The following is a 16,838-nucleotide window of genomic DNA, read 5'->3' on the forward strand; positions in this document are numbered from 1 at the left end:
CCTATACTGAATATACGGGGTCAAATTAGTCAGTCCTATGGACCTAGGCCACCGCGAAGCAGGAGGTCAGCCGCTCCGTGGACCTTATAAGGAATACAATGGTTCTCGCAATGCAAGGTGTGAGCAAGTCCTACCAGACGGTCGAGGGACCACTGGAAGTGTTGCATTCCATAGATCTCGGTCTGGACGCTGGCCGCAGCCTGGCACTCACGGGCGAATCGGGCAGCGGCAAGAGCACTTTGCTGCATCTCGCAGCCGGTCTCGACAGCATCGATGCCGGCAGCATCGCCATCGCCGGCACGGATGTCACGCATCTGCGCGATGTCGGCCGCGCCGCGCTGCGCCGCACCGTGGTCGGTCTCGTGTTCCAGCAGTTCAATCTCATTCCCTCGCTCGACGTCGAAGCCAATCTTGCCTTCCACGCCCGTCTTGCCGGACGGCACGACACCGGCTGGCAGAAAGAGCTGACGGAGAGGCTGGGGCTGGCGGGCTTGCTGAAACGTTACCCGGAGCAACTCTCCGGCGGCCAGCAGCAGCGTGTTGCCATAGGTCGCACGCTGGCGGCACGACCAAAGCTGGTGCTGGCCGACGAGCCTACCGGTAATCTGGATGAAGCGACGGGCGACGCGGTGCTTGACCTGATGCTGTCGCTGGTGGCCGAGACGGGCGCCGCGTTGCTGATGGTCACGCATTCGCTGCGCCTCGCCGAACGCCTCGATGCACGCATCCATCTGCGCTCGGGGCGGATCACCTGATGCTGGCAGTCAGCCTCTCCGCGCTTCTGTCCCACTGGCGCCGCCGACCGATGCAACTGGCCATGCTGCTGCTCGGCCTCTCCCTGGCCACGGCCTTGTGGTCAGGCGTGCAGGCGATCAACGCCGAAGCCCGTGCCAGCTATGACCGAGCGGCAGCCATGCTCGGCCAGGACCGGTTGCAGCAGATCGTCTCCGCCGATGGCGAACTGATACCGCAGTCCGATTTCGTCGCTCTCCGGCGTGCCGGCTGGCTGGTCTCTCCCGTCATCGAGGGCGACCTCCGGTTCGGTACCGTCAGGATACACGTCATAGGCCTCGATCCGGTCAGCCTTCCCGCAGAGGCGCAACAGGTGAACGTCAGCGCAGGTAATGATATCCTGAGCTTCATCACGCCACCGGGCCGCATGTATGTCTCGCCGGCCACTGCCACGCAATTGGCCGGCCAGCTGACGCCGCCGCTGGAGAAGGCCGATGGCCTGCCGCCCGGAACGGCGCTTGCCGACATCGGCATCGCCCAATCCCTTCTGGACAAACACGGACAGGTCAGCCGACTGATCCTCGACCCCCACCAGCCGGCCGGGCTCGCACCGCTGGCGTCGATAGCACCAGGTCTCGTCATTCACGCGCCGGACCCGCAGGGCGACCTCGTCCGGCTGACCGACAGCTTCCATCTCAACCTGACCGCCTTCGGACTGCTGGCCTTCGCCGTCGGGCTGTTCATCGTCTACTCGGCTATCGGTCTTGCCTTCGAGCAGCGTCGCCAGACATTCCGGACGCTCCGGTCTCTGGGCCTGTCCGCCCGGGCCTTGATCGGACTGTTGCTGGCGGAATTGCTCATCCTCGCCCTGGTTGCCGGGCTTGGCGGGGTGGTGCTCGGTTATTTCGTTGCATCCGCCCTTTTGCCGGATGTGGCTGCCACATTACAGGGGCTCTATGGTGCCGCAGTGCCGGGCACGCTGACGTTGCGGCCGGAGTGGTGGGCTACGGGTATGGCCATTGCCGTCCTCGGCACCCTCGTGTCGTCGGCACAGAGCCTCTGGCAGGTCTGGAGACTGCCATTGCTGGCGCCCGCGCAGCCGCGCGCCTGGGCGAGGGCGTCGGAGGCAGCCCTCCGGGTCCAGTCGGGTCTGGCGCTCGGTTTTTTCGCGGTCGGTCTGACGCTGGCGTTCTGGGGCTCCGGTCTGGTGGCCGGGTTTGCGGTTTTGGCCGGCCTGCTGCTCGGCTCGGCGCTGCTTTTGCCCGTGGTCATGACCTTGATGCTGTCGGTCATGCAGCGCCTGGCACGCGGTCCCCTGACGCAATGGTTCTGGGCCGATACCCGCCAGCAACTGCCCGGACTTTCCCTGGCGCTGATGGCGCTGCTGCTGGCCCTGTCAGCGAATGTCGGCGTCGGCACGATGGTCGCGAGTTTTCGCCTGACCTTCATCGGCTGGCTCGATCAGCGGCTGGCAGCCGAACTCTACGTCACCGCCCGCAACGAGGGCGAGGCATCGGCCTTGCGCACATGGCTCGCCCCCCGCGTCGATGCCGTGCTGCCGATCTGGAATGTCGAAGGTACCGTCGCCGGTCGCCCGGCGCAGGTCTTCGGCGTCGCCAACGACCGTATATACCGGGACAACTGGCCGATGCTGCAGGCCGTCCCCGGCGTCTGGGACCGGATCGCTGCAGGAAATGCCGCGCTGATCAACGAGCAGATGTCGCGCCGCGAGAAACTCAGGGTCGGCGACCCCCTGGTCCTGCCGGGCAACTGGAAGACCACCATCGTCGGCGTCTATTCCGACTATGGCAATCCGATCGGTCAAGCCATTGTCGGTATCGATGCGCTGACGACCCACTATCCGAACGTGTCTCGGCTCCGTTACGGGCTGCGTCTCGACCCGGCCAAGACCCCGGCGCTTGTCGAAGCCTTGGAGGCACAGTTTCACCTGCCGTCGCAGAACGTCGTCGACCAGGCGAGCATCAAAGCCAAGTCGCTGGAGATCTTCGAAAAGACATTTGCCGTCACCGGCGCCCTCAATGTGTTGACGCTCGGTGTCGCCGGTCTCGCGATGTTTGCCAGTCTCATGACCCTGTCAGGCATGCGCTTGTCGCTGATCGCGCCGGTCTGGGCTATGGGGCTGACCCGTCGCCATCTAGTGGCGCTCGAAGTGGCGCGCACCATGGTGCTGGCGGCACTTACCCTCCTTGCGGCGCTGCCGGTCGGTATCGGTCTTGCCTGGGTGTTACTTGCGATCGTCAACGTCGAGGCATTCGGCTGGCGCCTGCCGATGCACCTGTTTCCCTCGGACTGGCTGCGGCTGGCTGTCTTTGCGCTGGTTGCAGCGTTGCTGGCGGCGCTCATCCCCCTCCGCCGACTGGCGACGGTTTCGCCGTCCGATCTGCTGAAGGTTTTCGCCAATGAGCGTTAGAGCATTGCTGTTTTGCATCGCACTCGCCGTCGGTTTTCAAGGCGGGATGGTCAACGCCCAGGGGTTCGCCGGTCTCGGCACCAGTGCCGATGGCTTCGCCGTCCCCAAACCAGGTGTGCCCTTCAGCTTTCCGGCAGACCATGGCCCGCATCCGGACTACCGCATCGAGTGGTGGTACCTGACCGCCGATCTCAGGGGGGCGGATGGAAAGGACTACGGCGTGCAGTGGACGCTGTTCCGCTCGGCGCTGTCGCCCGGCGCGAAGGCGAACTGGTCCAGTCCGCAGATCTGGATGGGCAACGCCGCCGTGACCACGCCGACGCAGCATTTCGTCGCCGAAAAGTTTTCGCGCGATGGTTCAGGCGCTGCCGGGGTCACGGCGACGCCTTTTGCGGCGTGGATCGACGACTGGCAGATGAAGACGCGTCCGGATAAACCGGCAGGTGGCGACGCGCTGTCCCACATCGATCTCACTGCCACCGGTGCAAGTTTTCGCTACGATCTCACTCTCGACGCGAAAGGTCCCATCTTGGCGCAGGGCGATGGCGGCTATTCGGTGAAATCGGCCGGCGGTCAGGCAAGCGAATACTATTCGCAGCCGTTCTACGCGGCAAAGGGCACGCTGAAACTGCCGGGTGGCGATGTCGCCGTGACCGGGGATGCGTGGCTCGATCGGGAGTGGTCGTCGCAGCCGCTTTCGGCCGACCAGAAGGGCTGGGACTGGTTTTCGCTGCATCTCGAAAACGGTGAAAAGCTGATGGGTTTCCGGCTGCGCGACAGCGGCGCGGGTTTCACCTCGGCCACCTGGATTGCCGCCGATGGCAAGCCGACGCCGTTACCCAAAGGCGCCCTGACCATGACGCCGCTCAAGACAACGAACGTCTCAGGCCACACCGTGCCGACCGAATGGCGCCTGGATATCCCGGCCCGCAATTTCAGTGTGACGACCAGCCCGCTGAATGCGCAGGCCTGGATGGCAACGCGCTTTCCATACTGGGAAGGGCCGATCAGCTTCCAGGGAACGCAAAAGGGCCGCGGTTATCTCGAAATGACCGGTTACGACTAGCGGACAGCGCTGGCATCCAGATCGGCCTTCGGAACGTCGCGGTGAATGCGCAGCGGCTGTTCGGCGTCGTTGTATTCCTGCTCGTCCTCTGCAAGCTCGACTTCGCGGATCCATTCGCGCCAGATCGCAACGATGATCGCCATCAGCACCGGACCGATAAACAGCCCGAGAAAGCCCATCGTCTTGACGCCGCCGACGAGGCCGAAAAACGTCGGCAGGAACGGCAGCTTGATGGGGCCGCCGACCAGTCTCGGTCGCAGCGTCTTGTCGACGATGAAAAGCTCGACCGTGCCCCAGACGAGCAGCGCGACGCCGGCGACCTGGGCACCGCTGCCGAGCAGATAGAGTGAGACCAGCGTGAATGACAGGGGCGCGCCGCCGGGAATGAGCGCCATCACACCGGTGAGCACGCCGAGCGTCACGGGCGAGGGGACGCCAGCGATCCAGTAGGCGACGCCGAGGACGATGCCTTCACCGATGGCGATGACTGTCATGCCCATGACCGTCGAACTGATGGTGATCGGCACGACCCGTGAGATCCGCGCCCAGCGATTGGGGAAGATGCGCTCGCCGATCAGATCCAGCTGCCGCACGAAACCGATGCCGTCACGATAGACGAAAAACAGCGCGATCATCATGAACAGCAGCGTCAGGATCACGTGGAATGCGCCACCGCCTGCCGCAAGGACCGCGCGGTAGATGTTGCCGATGTTGGCGCCGCTGACGACCTGCGCCATTTCGCCGATGGCACCGGGAACGCCGACATAATGCGTCCATTGCTCATTGAGCCACGGCCCGGCGATCGGCAGGTCCATGATCCACAGCGGCGTCGGAGCGCCGAAGCGATTGACGTGCAGCGCCCAAGTGAACCACTCCTTCACCTCGCCGGAGGTGTAGATCACCGCAAAGACGATCGGAAGCACAAGGAAGGCAATGATCAGAATGATGGCGATGGAGGCGGCGATGGTGCGCCGATTGCCGGTGCGGCGCAGGATGTCGCGATAGATCGGCCAGGTCGCAAAGCCGATGACCAGCGCTGCCAGCACCGGAACGATGAAGCCGTAAAAGAAGTAGATAGCGGCCAGCGCGATAAGCAGCAGCAACCAGCGCGCGGCGGAGATCGACGGGATCAGCGCCATCCGTGCCTGTGTCGCTGGTCCCAGCCAGCTCGGTTCCCCCGGCTTTTGACGTTCGAACATACCCACCCGGACTTCTGTCTTCATTTCAGTTCAATTGGTTATGGGGCATGAACCAGGCTGATTCAAGGGTAAGGCCCGCAATGGCCTATATTACGCCGCCGTGACAGCGATGCGACCGCAAGTGGTTGTGGAGGAGAAAAAGTCTACCTCGCGTCGCTCCCCGATATCGACCCTAGATATCGAGATTTTCCGCAAAGGCTGCGCGCTCCTGAATAAAGCGGAAGCGGGCGTCTGGCTTGGTGCCCATCAAGGCATCCACCGCATCCCGGGTCCCCTCGAAATCGACATCGTCGATTGCGACCTTCAGCAGCGTCCGCCGCGCAGGGTCCATCGTCGTTTCCTTGAGCTGTGCCGGCATCATTTCGCCAAGGCCCTTGAAGCGCCCGATTTCGACCTTCTTGCCCTTGAACACCGTGTTCATGATCTCGGCACGGTGCGCATCGTCCCGGGCATAAAGGGTTTTTGCACCCTGGGTCAGCCGGTAGAGCGGCGGCACCGCGAGGAACAGATGGCCACCCCGGATCAGGTCCGGCATTTCTTGGTAGAAGAAGGTGATCAGCAGCGACGCAATGTGGGCGCCATCGACGTCGGCATCGGTCATGATGATGATGCGTTCGTAGCGCAGATCCTCGTCCCGGTATTTGGCGCGCGTTGCGCAGCCGAGGGCCTGGATCAGGTCGGAAATCTGCTGGTTGGCCGACAGCTTTTCGCGGGTGGCACTGCCGACATTGAGGATCTTGCCGCGCAATGGCAGGATCGCCTGATTGGATCGGTTGCGAGCCTGCTTCGCTGAACCGCCAGCCGAATCGCCTTCGACGATGAAGAGTTCGGCACCGGCGGCCGTATTCTGCGAGCAGTCGGACAGCTTTCCCGGCAACCGCAGCTTGCGGACCGCGGTCTTGCGATTGACCTCTTTTTCCTTGCGACGACGCAGGCGTTCCTCGGCACGTTCGATCACCCAGTCGAGCAGCTTTTCGGATTCCGCCGGATTGTCGGCGAGATAGTGGTCGAAGGGGTCGCGCAGGGCATTTTCGACGATGCGCTGGGCTTCGGCGCTGGCCAGTCTATCCTTGGTCTGGCCGACGAATTCCGGCTCGCGGATGAACACCGACAGCATGCCGACGGCTGAAATCATCACGTCGTCGGTGGTGATCGCGGCGGCGCGCTTGTTCTGCGTCAGCTCGGCGTAGTTCTTCAAACCCTTCAGCAGCGCAATGCGCAGGCCTGCCTCATGGGTTCCGCCTTCGGCGGTCGGAATGGTGTTGCAATAGGAATGGACCTGCGGATCGCCGCCGTACCAGCTGATCGCCCATTCCAGAGAGCCGTGGCCGCTGGCCTTCTCCGACTTGCCTGCAAAGATCTCGCGGGTGACGGTGAACTCCTTGCCCATTGTCGCCTGCAGATAGTCTTTCAGGCCGCCCGGAAAATGGAAGACTGCCTTGTCGGGAATATCGGAGCCTTCCGGCAGCATGCCGGCATCGCAGCTCCAGCGGATCTCGACGCCGCCGAAAAGATAGGCTTTGGAGCGGGCCATGCGGAAAACACGGGCCGGATCGAACTTGGCGTGATCGCCAAAGATCTGCGGATCGGGATGGAAGCGCACGCGCGTGCCGCGACGATTGTGGATATCGCCGAGTTCCTCGAGACCGCCCTGCGGAATGCCGCGTGAAAAGCGCTGGCGATAGAGCTTCTTGTTGCGGGCAACTTCGACTTCCATGTCGTCCGAAAGCGCATTGACCACGGAGACGCCGACCCCGTGCAGACCGCCTGAGGTCTCGTAGGCCTTGCCATCGAACTTGCCGCCCGCATGCAGCTTGGTCATGATCACTTCGAGTGTCGACTTGCCCGGCACCTGCGGATGGTTTTCCACCGGAATGCCGCGGCCATTGTCGCTGACGGTCAGGTAGCCTTCGACGTCGAGATGGACCTCGATAAAATTCGCATGGCCGGCGACGGCTTCGTCCATCGAATTGTCGATGACTTCGGCAAACAGATGGTGAAGCGCCTTTTCGTCGGTACCGCCGATATACATGCCGGGGCGCATGCGCACGGGTTCGAGGCCTTCGAGCACGCGGATGGCCGAGGCGTCGTAGCCGTCCGAAGAAGATTGCGTCGGCGGCGCCGGGCGAGGAGCGGCTGCGACTTCCGGCTTCTTCGGGGCATCTGCCTTCTTGGCGACTTCCGGGGCTGCGGCGATCGTCGAGACTGCGGAAAAGAGATCGTTGCTGTCATCCATAAGCGTGTTCAAATCTTAAAGTGAGAGTAATCCCCGCGAGCGGTTGCAGGCCAGAGCGAATCGAATGGCGCTGCACGCTCGACTGATCCGGATTCTGGCAGAAATCTAGCAAAAAAGCGACGCAGGCAGATTCCGGGACCAATTGGAAAAAAGATTTGCGTCGGCCACCGCCGAATGGCAAGCCACAGTTCTTCAAAGGGTCCCATCGGCATGCCAATGTCCACAGTTCATTTCCTCAAGATCGCTGCCACCGTCGCGTTTATCGCCTTCCTGGCCACGGACGCGTCTGCCGTGCAACTGAAACCGTTCAAGGACGAGCTCTTTTCCAGCCAGACCGTCGTCGAGAGCCACGATAACGGTGCGTTCGAGACCATCGACTACCAGGAGATGCGCGACATCAACGGCCGGGACATCGTTCCGGAGCGCCGCGTCAAGCCGGCCTATCTCGGGCTCGGCGTCCGCTGGAAGCAGACGGACGAGACACTGGCTCTCGGTGCACGCAAACTCGATGTCACCAGGGTGGGACCTGCGAGCGGGCAGGCATTCACTGTTATCTTTATCCACGGTCGAGCCGGTGACCGGCGGCTGGGCTCGAACGACTATATGTTCGGCGGAAACTTCAACCGGCTGAAAAATCTCGTGGTCGACAATGGCGGCAGCTACTATGCGCCGACCATCAGGACGTTCGATGCAGAAGGCGTGGCCGATGTCGCAGCGCTGATCCGGGCAGCCTCCGAACAATCAGGCGGACAGCCTGTGATTCTGTCCTGCGCCTCGATGGGCAGCATCGTCTGCTGGGGGATCACGCGGGATGTCGAGAGCGTCAAGCGGCTTTCCGGCATGGTGATGATGTCAGCCGTGACCGACCCGACCTTCGCCAAGAGCCCGTTCTACAAAGCCCGGCTGCCGATCTGGTTTGCCCATGGCAGCGCCGACAAGGTCTATGCGGCTGCAGACCAGCAGGCGCAGTTCGAAAAGCTTATCAAGGCGAAGTATCCGACCCGCTTCACGCTCTATACGAACGGCACCCACGGAACGCCATTGCGCATGCTGGACTGGCGCAAGACCCTCAACTGGCTGTTTTTACCCTCGCCATGATCGCAATTTTTGCTTTCGGGCGGAGCGACGGATGGCAATCGGGATGGCGTAATGGCGCGCAACTTTCATTTTGCCGATTCTTTTGCTAGGTCCGCATGCAAAGCGACGGGAGGAGAGGCGCCATGACACAGAAGATACGTCCGCTATTGGCGGGCAACTGGAAAATGAACGGCACGCGGGACAGCCTGACGGAAATCAAGGCTATCGCGGATGCGATCGATCAGGCGCAGGCGGAGAAGGTCGAGGCACTGCTCTGCCCACCGGCAACGCTGCTCTATGTGGCGACCGCACTCTGCGATGACAGCCCGCTGGCGATCGGCGCCCAGGATTGCCACCAGCACCGCATTGGCGCCCACACCGGGGATATTTCCGCTGAAATGATTGCGGATTGCTTTGGCACCTATGTGATCGTCGGTCACTCCGAGCGGCGCCGGGACCATGGCGACAGCAGCGAACTCGTGCGTGCCAAAGCGGAGGCCGCACATGCGGCGGGACTGACCGCCATCGTCTGCGTCGGCGAGACTGCCGAAGAGCGTCAATCCGGCCATACTATCGATGTTCTGAAGCGGCAGATCGAAGCATCGGTCCCGCGCGGCTCGACGGCGGACGATACCGTCATCGCCTATGAGCCGGTCTGGGCCATCGGAACCGGCCTTGTGCCGCAGGAAGACGAGATTGCCGCCGCTCATGCTTTCATGCGCGCCGATCTCGTGGCGCGGCTGGGACGGACTGGTAAAAGCATGCGGCTCCTCTACGGCGGCTCCGCGAACCCTGCCAACGCAGCTGTTCTCATCGGCATCGATAACGTCAATGGCTTGCTGGTCGGCGGAGCGAGCTTGAAATCGGTCGATTTCAACGCGATATACAACGCATATCTGAAACACACGGCCTGACGCTGGCCGCCTCCTGCCGTTTTTCGGCTGCAGGGGCGGGCCGCGATGAAAAGGCTTGGAATAGGCGAGAGGCTCATGTAAAGAGCCGCGAGCTTTTATTCTTATGCCCGTATACGCGGGCGGGACTGGACCTATGCAGACCGTATTGATTGTCATTCATCTCATGATCGTGCTTGCGCTGGTCGGAGTGGTTCTTATTCAACGCTCCGAGGGCGGCGGCCTTGGCGTCGGCGGTGGGTCGGGCTTCATGTCCGCCCGTGGCGCTGCCAATGCGCTGACCCGGACGACGGCGATCCTTGCGACGCTGTTCTTCATCACGTCGCTCGGTCTCGGCGTCCTGTCGCGCTATGAAGGTCGCCCGACCGACATTCTCGACCGGATCACGCCGGCTGGACAGACGAAGAGCGGTGGCATTCTCGACTCGCTCGGCGGCGCAAAGCCTGCAACGGGCACGGCCCCTGCTGGGACTGCACCGGCAGGGACGGCACCCGCTTCGCCTTCCGGCCAGGCTGCTCCGGCAACGCCAGCTCCGGCACCGGCGCCGACCGGTGTCCCCACGGGTCAGTAACAGACCCTGAAACGATCCTCCGGCAGGTCTCAAAACCTGCCGGTTTTATTTTGTCCATCCTCCGCCTCGTCTTCAAAAGTTCTGGAAAAGAATTTTGGGGCTGGCGGAATCATTTGTTAAAAGGTAACCGGTGGCTCCCATGGCGCGATATGTATTCATCACCGGCGGCGTGGTTTCCTCTCTAGGCAAGGGAATTGCGGCCGCTGCTCTCGGAGCACTCTTGCAGGCCCGCGGTTATAGATGCCGCCTGCGCAAGCTCGACCCCTATCTGAATGTCGATCCGGGCACCATGAGCCCGACACAGCACGGCGAAGTCTTCGTCACGGATGACGGCGCAGAGACCGACCTCGACCTCGGGCACTACGAGCGCTTTACCGGCCGCTCCGCCACCAAAACCGACAACATCACAACCGGTCGCATCTACAAGAACATCATCGACAAAGAACGGCGCGGCGACTACCTCGGCGCCACCGTCCAGGTTATTCCGCACGTTACCAACGAGATCAAGGATTTCGTTACCGAAGGCAACGACGACTACGACTTCGTCATCTGCGAAATCGGAGGTACTGTCGGCGATATCGAGGCGATGCCTTTCATGGAGGCCATCCGCCAGCTCGGCAACGACCTGCCGCGCGGCACGGCCGTCTACGTCCACCTGACGCTGATGCCGTACATTCCGGCTGCCGGCGAGCTGAAGACCAAGCCGACCCAGCATTCCGTCAAGGAACTGCAGGCGCTGGGTATTCACCCCGACATCCTGCTCGTACGCGCCGATCGCGAGATCCCGGAAGCCGAGCGCAAGAAGCTTTCGCTGTTTTGCAATGTCCGCCAGTCCGCTGTTATCCAGGCGCTGGACGTTGCCAATATCTATGATGTGCCGACGGCCTACCACAAGGAAGGTCTCGACAACGAAGTGCTGGCCGCCTTCGGTATCGAACCGGCACCGAAGCCGCGTCTCGAAGCGTGGGAAGAAGTCTGCAATCGTATCCATACGCCCGAAGGCGAGGTGACCATTGCCATCGTCGGCAAGTACACTGGCCTCAAGGATGCCTACAAGTCGCTGATCGAAGCGCTGCATCACGGCGGCATCGCCAACCACGTCAAGGTGAAGCTCGAGTGGATCGAATCGGAAGTCTTCGAAAAGGAAGACCCGGCTCCCTATCTCGAAAAGGTGCACGGCATTCTCGTGCCCGGCGGCTTCGGCGAGCGCGGATCGGAAGGCAAGATCCACGCGGCCCGATTCGCCCGCGAGCGCGCAGTTCCCTATTTCGGTATTTGCTTCGGCATGCAGATGGCGGTCATCGAGGCGGCCCGCAACCTGGCCGGCATCGAGCACGCCTCGTCGACGGAATTTGGCGCCACCAGCGAACCGGTCGTCGGCCTGATGACCGAATGGATCAAGGGCAACCAGCTAGAGAAACGCGCGGCCTCAGGTGACCTCGGCGGCACGATGCGCCTCGGCGCCTACAAGGCAGCGCTCAAGAAAGGCACGAAGATCGCGGAGATCTATGGATCTTCGGATATTTCCGAACGCCATCGCCATCGCTACGAGGTCAATGTCGATTACAAGGACCGGCTGGAAAGCTGCGGCCTGGTATTTTCCGGCATGTCACCGGACGGCGTGCTGCCGGAGACGATCGAGTACCCCGATCATCCATGGTTCATCGGCGTCCAGTACCATCCGGAACTGAAGTCCCGTCCTCTCGACCCGCATCCGCTGTTCGCAAGCTTCATCGAGGCAGCACTCGAACAGAGCCGCCTAGTCTAAGGCGACAAGGCAGATCAGGAAAACACTTGGAGCCCGGCGAAAGCCGGGTTTCTTTTTGCGCTGCATCAAATTTTCGCAAAACTACGTCATTTGCCTCTCGTCTCGATTTTCTTTCCATGGCAGTTTGCGGCCTATTGTCCGCAAAGGAGAACGATGTTCTATGCCCAATCCGTTTGACGACCGGAAAGACCGTGCCGGGACGAAGATCACCATGACCTACGTCCTGCTGATCGGCTTCAATATCGGTGCGTGGGTCTGGGCATGGACCGCCTTTTCAGACCGTCCAGCCTTGTTGGGGACGGCATTCCTTGCCTACATGCTCGGCTTGCGGCATGCCTTCGATGCCGATCATATTGCGGCTATCGACAATGTCGTGCGCAAGCTGGTGCAGGACAAGAAATCGCCGGTTTCCGTTGGTTTCTTCTTTTCGCTCGGTCATTCCAGCATCGTCGTGCTCGCATCGATCGCCATTGCCGCCACTGCTTCGATGATGCCGCTCGGCGCTTTCCGCGATGTCGGCGGCATTGTCGGTACATCCGTTTCAGCGCTGTTCCTGGTCGCCATCGGCGTTGCCAATTTCTTCGTGCTGCGCGGTATATGGGCAGCTTTCCGTCGCGCCAGGCGCGGCGAGACGATCGTCGAGGAAGACCTCGATGCACTGTTGTCGAACAGCGGCTTTCTCGCGCGCATCTTCCGGCCGATGTTCAAGATCGTCACGCGCTCATGGCACATGTACCCCATCGGCTTTCTATTTGGCCTCGGCTTCGACACGGCAACGGAAATCGGCTTGCTCGGGATATCGGCGACGCAAGCTGCGCAGGGCATGTCGTTCTGGACGATCCTCGTTTTCCCAGCGCTTTTCACGGCCGGCATGTCGCTGCTCGACACCACCGACAGCGTCTTGATGACCCGTGCCTATGGCTGGGCCTTCATCAATCCGATGCGCAAGCTCTGGTACAATCTGACGATCACCGCCGCCTCGGTCGCCGTGGCGATCTTCATCGGCGGCATGGAGGCACTTGGCCTTCTCGTCGATAAGTTCGGGCTCGAGGGCGGCGTTTGGGGCACAATTGCCGATCTCAACGACAATCTCGCCAATTTCGGCTACGCCGTCGTCGGCATTTTCGTCGTCAGCTGGCTGATCTCGACGCTGGTCTACAAGATGCGCGGCTATGACGATGTGACCCTGAACCTCGCCGCTGGGCAATCCACCACGAACTGATGGATCTGGCATGATCGGCTGTCTTCCGGATCCACCAATAGCGGCGGATCCGGGTTTGTCTACCGATCGTCAGGCGGCCTTGGGCAGTGGCCCAGTATAGCGGGATTGCGGGCGGATGAGTCGTCCGTCCAGCACCTGCTCGCGCGCATGGGCAATCCAGCCGACCGTGCGGCCGATTGCGAACACGCCGGTGAATGACTCCCTGGGGAAACCGAGCGAATCGAGCAGCAAGGCCGTGTAGAATTCGACGTTAGTCTCGATAGGGCGATCCGGCTTGCGTTCGCGCAATAAAGCCAGTGCGGTCTGCTCCACGGCTTCCGCCAGCGCCATCCGTCGTCCGTCCACCTGTCCGGCGGCAACGATCGGCTTTAGTGCTGCCTTCAGGGCATCGGCGCGCGGATCGCGCACCCGGTAGATGCGATGACCGAACCCCATCAGCCGCTCGCCCTTGTCGAGTTCGGCGGCGATCCAGGCGCGGGCGTTGGCGGGTTCGCCGATGGCGTCCAGCATATCGAGCACCGGCCCCGGCGCACCACCATGGAGCGGACCGGTCAAGGCTCCGAGCGCCCCGAGCACGGAGGAAGTGAGCCCCGCCTGGGTCGAGGCGATGACACGGGCTGCAAACGTCGAGGCGTTCAATCCGTGGTCGGCGATGGTGACCAGATAGGCATCTAGTCCCGCCGTCTGTTCAGCCGTGGGCATGATGCTGGTGAGCATTCGCAAAATATCCTCGGACTGCGAAAGGCCGGCATCCGGGCGTATCGCCGGCTTGCCGTCGCGCAGCCGCAGAACTGCCGGCAGGAACACGGCAGGTGCTGCCAGCAACCTGAGAGCCGTGGCACGGTCCGCACCATCCGGCACGCGGGCAAGCAGCGCCCTGATAGCTTCGACCGGCGGCAACCTGAACAGGCCCGCTTCGCTCTCGGTTACGATGTCGAACATCGAAACTCTTGCGTCACCGATGAGTGACTTCAGCCCATCGACATCGTTCGTTTCCGGAAAAAGCCCCGAAAGCAACAGCTGCGCAACGTCCTCGTAGCGGCTCGTTGCCACGAGGTCGTCCAGCGACACGCCACGTATCACCAGTCGACCGGCGAGCCCGTCGACATCGGACAATCGGGTTTCTGCGGCAATGACATCGTCCAATCCACTTTTCATCGTCTTCTCCTTTGACTATGCGAGAGGATCGGCGCCATTTGTATTGACGTCAATCTTGATGCTTTCGATCAATATGAGGATGCCATGTCGTGGCTGACTGCAGAGCAGGCGTTGCAACTGCTCGGAACGAAACAGCAGACCTTGTACGCCAATGTCAGCCGGGGTCGCATCCGTGCCAAGCCCGATCCGGCCGAGGGCCGCCGCAGCCTTTATTTTCGCGATGACGTGCTCCGGCTCGCCAACCGCCAGGCCGGTCGCCGCAAGAGCGAAACTGTTGCTGCCGAAGCAATCCAATGGGGTGATCCCATGCTGCCCTCGGCGGTCTCGACCGTTTCCGATGGCCGGCTGTTTTACAGGGGCAGGGATGCTGCAGCGCTGTCGGAGAATGCGACGCTTGAGGAAGTTGCAGCCCTGCTCTGGGATATGCGCCGTCCGCTGTCTTCCCTGGCGAAGCTCGACGGCTCGAAAGACGGCGCGACAATCGCATCGGCTTTGGTTGCACTGGCAGGTCGGGCGACGCGGGATCTACCGTCCATGGAGAGATCCCAGTCCGCGCTGCAGGCCGACGCGCAGAGCGTGCTTGCCACGGTCGCAAATGTGCTCGCTCCCTGGTCCGCCGACCAGCCCCTGCATAGACGTCTGGCGGAAAGCTGGGGCCGCCCTGCCGCAGCGTCGATCATTCGCTGCGCGTTGGTGCTGTTTGCCGATCACGAACTGAATGCCTCGACCTTTGCCGCCCGCGTCACAGCCTCGACAGGCTCCTCCCTGTCTACGGCGGTCCTGTCCGGGCTGGCGACGCTGACGGGGCCGCTGCATGGCGGCGCCTGGCAGGCTGTGAGGGTACTCGTGGGCAACGCCGAGGAGCTCGGTGCCCACGAGGCGGTGAACCGTTATCTAGCTCAGGGGCGCAAGCTGCCGGCCTTCGGGCATCGCCTTTATCCGCACGGCGATATCAGGGCCACCACGCTGCTCCGACATTTCGAGCTCCCTACGGCCTTCGCCGACCTGCAGGCGGCAGCGGAGGAAATCGTCGGCGAACGCGTCAATGCCGACTTCGCCCTGACGGCGCTTGCCGTCGCCTACGACCTCCCGCGCGATGCGCCGATGATCATATTTGCGATGGCGCGGGCGGTAGGGTGGCTGGCACATGCGATCGAGCAGGCTTTGGGTGGGCGGCTTATCCGACCACGCGCTCGTTACATCGGCCCCACATTGGAGGCTTGAGCCTGCGCCCCAATGGCAGTAGGAAGATGTAATTCAAACGATTAGGGTTGCTCACGTATTCTTGATGTTTCGCAGCTACGCTTGCCTGCTAACCCTCGACGCCGTAATTTGCGAGCACTAAGGCCTGTCGCAAAATCACCCTATACACTTGACCGGAGCGACCGCTCCAAAACCGTCCCAAGGAGACGTGACTATGCAGATTGGTATGATTGGCCTCGGCCGCATGGGCAGCAACATGGTGCAGCGGCTGATGAAGAGCGGCCACACGGCCGTCGTCTTCGACGCGCGCGCCCAGAGCGTCGAGGACCTCAAGGGCATGGGCGCCACCGGCAGCTCCAGCCTTGAGGACTTTGTCGCCAAGCTGGATAAGCCACGCGCCATCTGGATGATGCTGCCGGCAGCCATCGTCGACAACGAACTGACCAAGCTGGTGCCGTTGCTCGAAGAGGGCGACATCATCATCGATGGCGGCAACTCCTATTATCATGACGACATTCGTCGTGCGGCGATGCTGAAGCAGAAGGGCATCCACTATGTCGACGTCGGCACCAGCGGCGGCGTGTTCGGCCTGCAGCGCGGCTATTGCCTGATGATCGGTGGCGAAACGCCGACCGTCCAGCATCTGTCGCCAATCTTTGCAACGCTCGCGCCCGGCATGGGCGACGTGAAGTCGTCCGCCCAGCGCAGCGAAGTCGCTGCTGCCAAAAGCACGGCCGAGCAGGGCTTCCTGCATTGCGGTCCGCATGGCGCCGGTCACTTCGTCAAGATGGTCCACAACGGCATCGAATATGGCCTGATGGCTGCCTACGCAGAGGGCTTCAACATCCTGCGCCATGCCAATATCGGCATGCAGCAGGCCGAGGCAGACGCCGAGACAGCGCCGATGTCCAACCCGGAATTCTACCAGTACAACCTCGACATCCCGGAAATCGCCGAAGTCTGGCGTCGCGGCAGCGTCATCACCTCCTGGCTACTCGATCTGACGGCAGATGCGCTGCACGAAGATCCCGCCCTGTCGCAGTATGCCGGACGCGTTTCGGACTCCGGCGAAGGCCGCTGGACGATTTCCGCGGCTATCGACGAAGGCGTTCCGACACCTGTCCTGAGTGCGGCCCTGTTCAGCCGCTTCTCTTCGCGCGGCAATGACGGCTTTGCCAACCAGGTGCTGTCAGCCATGCGCGCCGGCTTCGGCGGCCACCACGAAAAGCCGCCGGTCAAGTAAGCCTATCGGCGAGACACGATC

13 protein-coding genes are annotated in these 16,838 nt (G+C 62.1%); 10 read left to right on the top strand and 3 right to left on the bottom strand.

What is annotated here, in order from left to right; all coding sequences use genetic code 11:
• Nucleotides 1-98: 98 nt before the first annotated feature.
• Genes EQW76_RS01740 through EQW76_RS01750 form a run of 3 tightly spaced genes read left to right on the top strand, consistent with a single transcriptional unit; the run spans nt 99 to nt 4,229 of the window.
• Nucleotides 99-755 (top strand): ABC transporter ATP-binding protein, encoded by a 657-nt coding sequence (locus EQW76_RS01740; protein WP_142822657.1) that lies wholly within the window; start codon nt 99-101, stop codon nt 753-755.
• Nucleotides 755-3,163 carry an FtsX-like permease family protein gene (locus tag EQW76_RS01745; protein ID WP_142822658.1) on the top strand — a complete coding sequence of 803 codons (2,409 nt, stop codon included), beginning with the start codon at nt 755-757 and terminating at the stop codon, nt 3,161-3,163. The genes EQW76_RS01740 and EQW76_RS01745 overlap by 1 nt, the downstream gene beginning before the upstream one ends.
• The gene (locus EQW76_RS01750; protein WP_142822659.1) at nt 3,153-4,229 is read left to right on the top strand and encodes a lipocalin-like domain-containing protein; all 1,077 of its coding nucleotides are present in this window, start codon (nt 3,153-3,155) and stop codon (nt 4,227-4,229) included. Before EQW76_RS01745 ends, EQW76_RS01750 begins: the two co-directional genes overlap by 11 nt.
• Here EQW76_RS01750 and EQW76_RS01755 read toward each other — a convergent pair.
• On the bottom strand, nt 4,226-5,434 hold the full coding sequence (locus EQW76_RS01755; protein ID WP_202617119.1) for an AI-2E family transporter: 1,209 nt from the start codon (nt 5,432-5,434) through the stop codon (nt 4,226-4,228). The genes EQW76_RS01750 and EQW76_RS01755 overlap by 4 nt on opposite strands.
• A 166-nt stretch (nt 5,435-5,600) precedes the next feature.
• Nucleotides 5,601-7,664: a DNA topoisomerase IV subunit B gene (gene parE, locus EQW76_RS01760; RefSeq protein ID WP_142822660.1), complete on the bottom strand. Its 2,064-nt coding sequence runs from the start codon at nt 7,662-7,664 to the stop codon at nt 5,601-5,603.
• 210 nt (nt 7,665-7,874) lie between these two features.
• On the opposite strand from parE, the gene EQW76_RS01765 reads away from it, so the two are divergent.
• The 5 genes from EQW76_RS01765 to EQW76_RS01785 all read left to right on the top strand — a co-directional run bounded on the left by EQW76_RS01765 (nt 7,875) and on the right by EQW76_RS01785 (nt 13,213).
• Nucleotides 7,875-8,762, top strand: coding sequence for an alpha/beta hydrolase (locus EQW76_RS01765; RefSeq protein ID WP_142822661.1), 888 nt, complete (start codon nt 7,875-7,877; stop codon nt 8,760-8,762).
• Between the two features lie 122 nt (nt 8,763-8,884).
• Nucleotides 8,885-9,655 (top strand): triose-phosphate isomerase, encoded by a 771-nt coding sequence (gene tpiA, locus EQW76_RS01770; protein WP_142822662.1) that lies wholly within the window; start codon nt 8,885-8,887, stop codon nt 9,653-9,655.
• 133 nt (nt 9,656-9,788) lie between these two features.
• Nucleotides 9,789-10,223 carry a preprotein translocase subunit SecG gene (gene secG / locus EQW76_RS01775; protein ID WP_142822663.1) on the top strand — a complete coding sequence of 145 codons (435 nt, stop codon included), beginning with the start codon at nt 9,789-9,791 and terminating at the stop codon, nt 10,221-10,223.
• A gap of 139 nt (nt 10,224-10,362) precedes the next feature.
• Nucleotides 10,363-11,991: a CTP synthase gene (locus EQW76_RS01780; RefSeq protein WP_142822664.1), complete on the top strand. Its 1,629-nt coding sequence runs from the start codon at nt 10,363-10,365 to the stop codon at nt 11,989-11,991.
• A gap of 160 nt (nt 11,992-12,151) precedes the next feature.
• Nucleotides 12,152-13,213 (top strand): HoxN/HupN/NixA family nickel/cobalt transporter, encoded by a 1,062-nt coding sequence (locus tag EQW76_RS01785; RefSeq protein WP_142822665.1) that lies wholly within the window; start codon nt 12,152-12,154, stop codon nt 13,211-13,213.
• 69 nt (nt 13,214-13,282) lie between these two features.
• On the opposite strand, the gene EQW76_RS01790 is transcribed toward EQW76_RS01785, so the two are convergent.
• Entirely contained in the window at nt 13,283-14,371 is a 1,089-nt protein-coding gene (locus EQW76_RS01790; RefSeq protein ID WP_142822666.1) for a citrate synthase/methylcitrate synthase, read from the bottom strand.
• An 84-nt stretch (nt 14,372-14,455) separates the two neighbouring features.
• Here EQW76_RS01790 and EQW76_RS01795 point away from each other — a divergent pair, with 84 nt between their 5' ends.
• Nucleotides 14,456-15,595, top strand: coding sequence for a citrate synthase family protein (locus EQW76_RS01795; protein WP_142822667.1), 1,140 nt, complete (start codon nt 14,456-14,458; stop codon nt 15,593-15,595).
• A 193-nt stretch (nt 15,596-15,788) separates the two neighbouring features.
• Nucleotides 15,789-16,817: a phosphogluconate dehydrogenase (NAD(+)-dependent, decarboxylating) gene (gnd, locus tag EQW76_RS01800; RefSeq protein WP_142822668.1), complete on the top strand. Its 1,029-nt coding sequence runs from the start codon at nt 15,789-15,791 to the stop codon at nt 16,815-16,817.
• The last annotated feature ends 21 nt before the right edge of the window (nt 16,818-16,838 follow it).

Origin of the sequence: Rhizobium sp. rho-13.1 (genome assembly GCF_007000305.1) — a bacterium.
Lineage (GTDB): Bacteria > Pseudomonadota > Alphaproteobacteria > Rhizobiales > Rhizobiaceae > Rhizobium > Rhizobium rhododendri.

Coding starts and splice junctions, on each gene's coding strand:
- EQW76_RS01740 (WP_142822657.1), top strand. CDS start 99: ATGGTTCTCGCAATGCAAGGTGTGAGCAAGTCCTACCAGACGGTCGAG.
- EQW76_RS01745 (WP_142822658.1), top strand. CDS start 755: ATGCTGGCAGTCAGCCTCTCCGCGCTTCTGTCCCACTGGCGCCGCCGA.
- EQW76_RS01750 (WP_142822659.1), top strand. CDS start 3,153: ATGAGCGTTAGAGCATTGCTGTTTTGCATCGCACTCGCCGTCGGTTTT.
- parE (WP_142822660.1), bottom strand. CDS start 7,664: ATGGATGACAGCAACGATCTCTTTTCCGCAGTCTCGACGATCGCCGCA.
- EQW76_RS01765 (WP_142822661.1), top strand. CDS start 7,875: ATGCCAATGTCCACAGTTCATTTCCTCAAGATCGCTGCCACCGTCGCG.
- tpiA (WP_142822662.1), top strand. CDS start 8,885: ATGACACAGAAGATACGTCCGCTATTGGCGGGCAACTGGAAAATGAAC.
- secG (WP_142822663.1), top strand. CDS start 9,789: ATGCAGACCGTATTGATTGTCATTCATCTCATGATCGTGCTTGCGCTG.
- EQW76_RS01780 (WP_142822664.1), top strand. CDS start 10,363: ATGGCGCGATATGTATTCATCACCGGCGGCGTGGTTTCCTCTCTAGGC.
- EQW76_RS01785 (WP_142822665.1), top strand. CDS start 12,152: ATGCCCAATCCGTTTGACGACCGGAAAGACCGTGCCGGGACGAAGATC.
- EQW76_RS01790 (WP_142822666.1), bottom strand. CDS start 14,371: ATGAAAAGTGGATTGGACGATGTCATTGCCGCAGAAACCCGATTGTCC.
- EQW76_RS01795 (WP_142822667.1), top strand. CDS start 14,456: ATGTCGTGGCTGACTGCAGAGCAGGCGTTGCAACTGCTCGGAACGAAA.
- gnd (WP_142822668.1), top strand. CDS start 15,789: ATGCAGATTGGTATGATTGGCCTCGGCCGCATGGGCAGCAACATGGTG.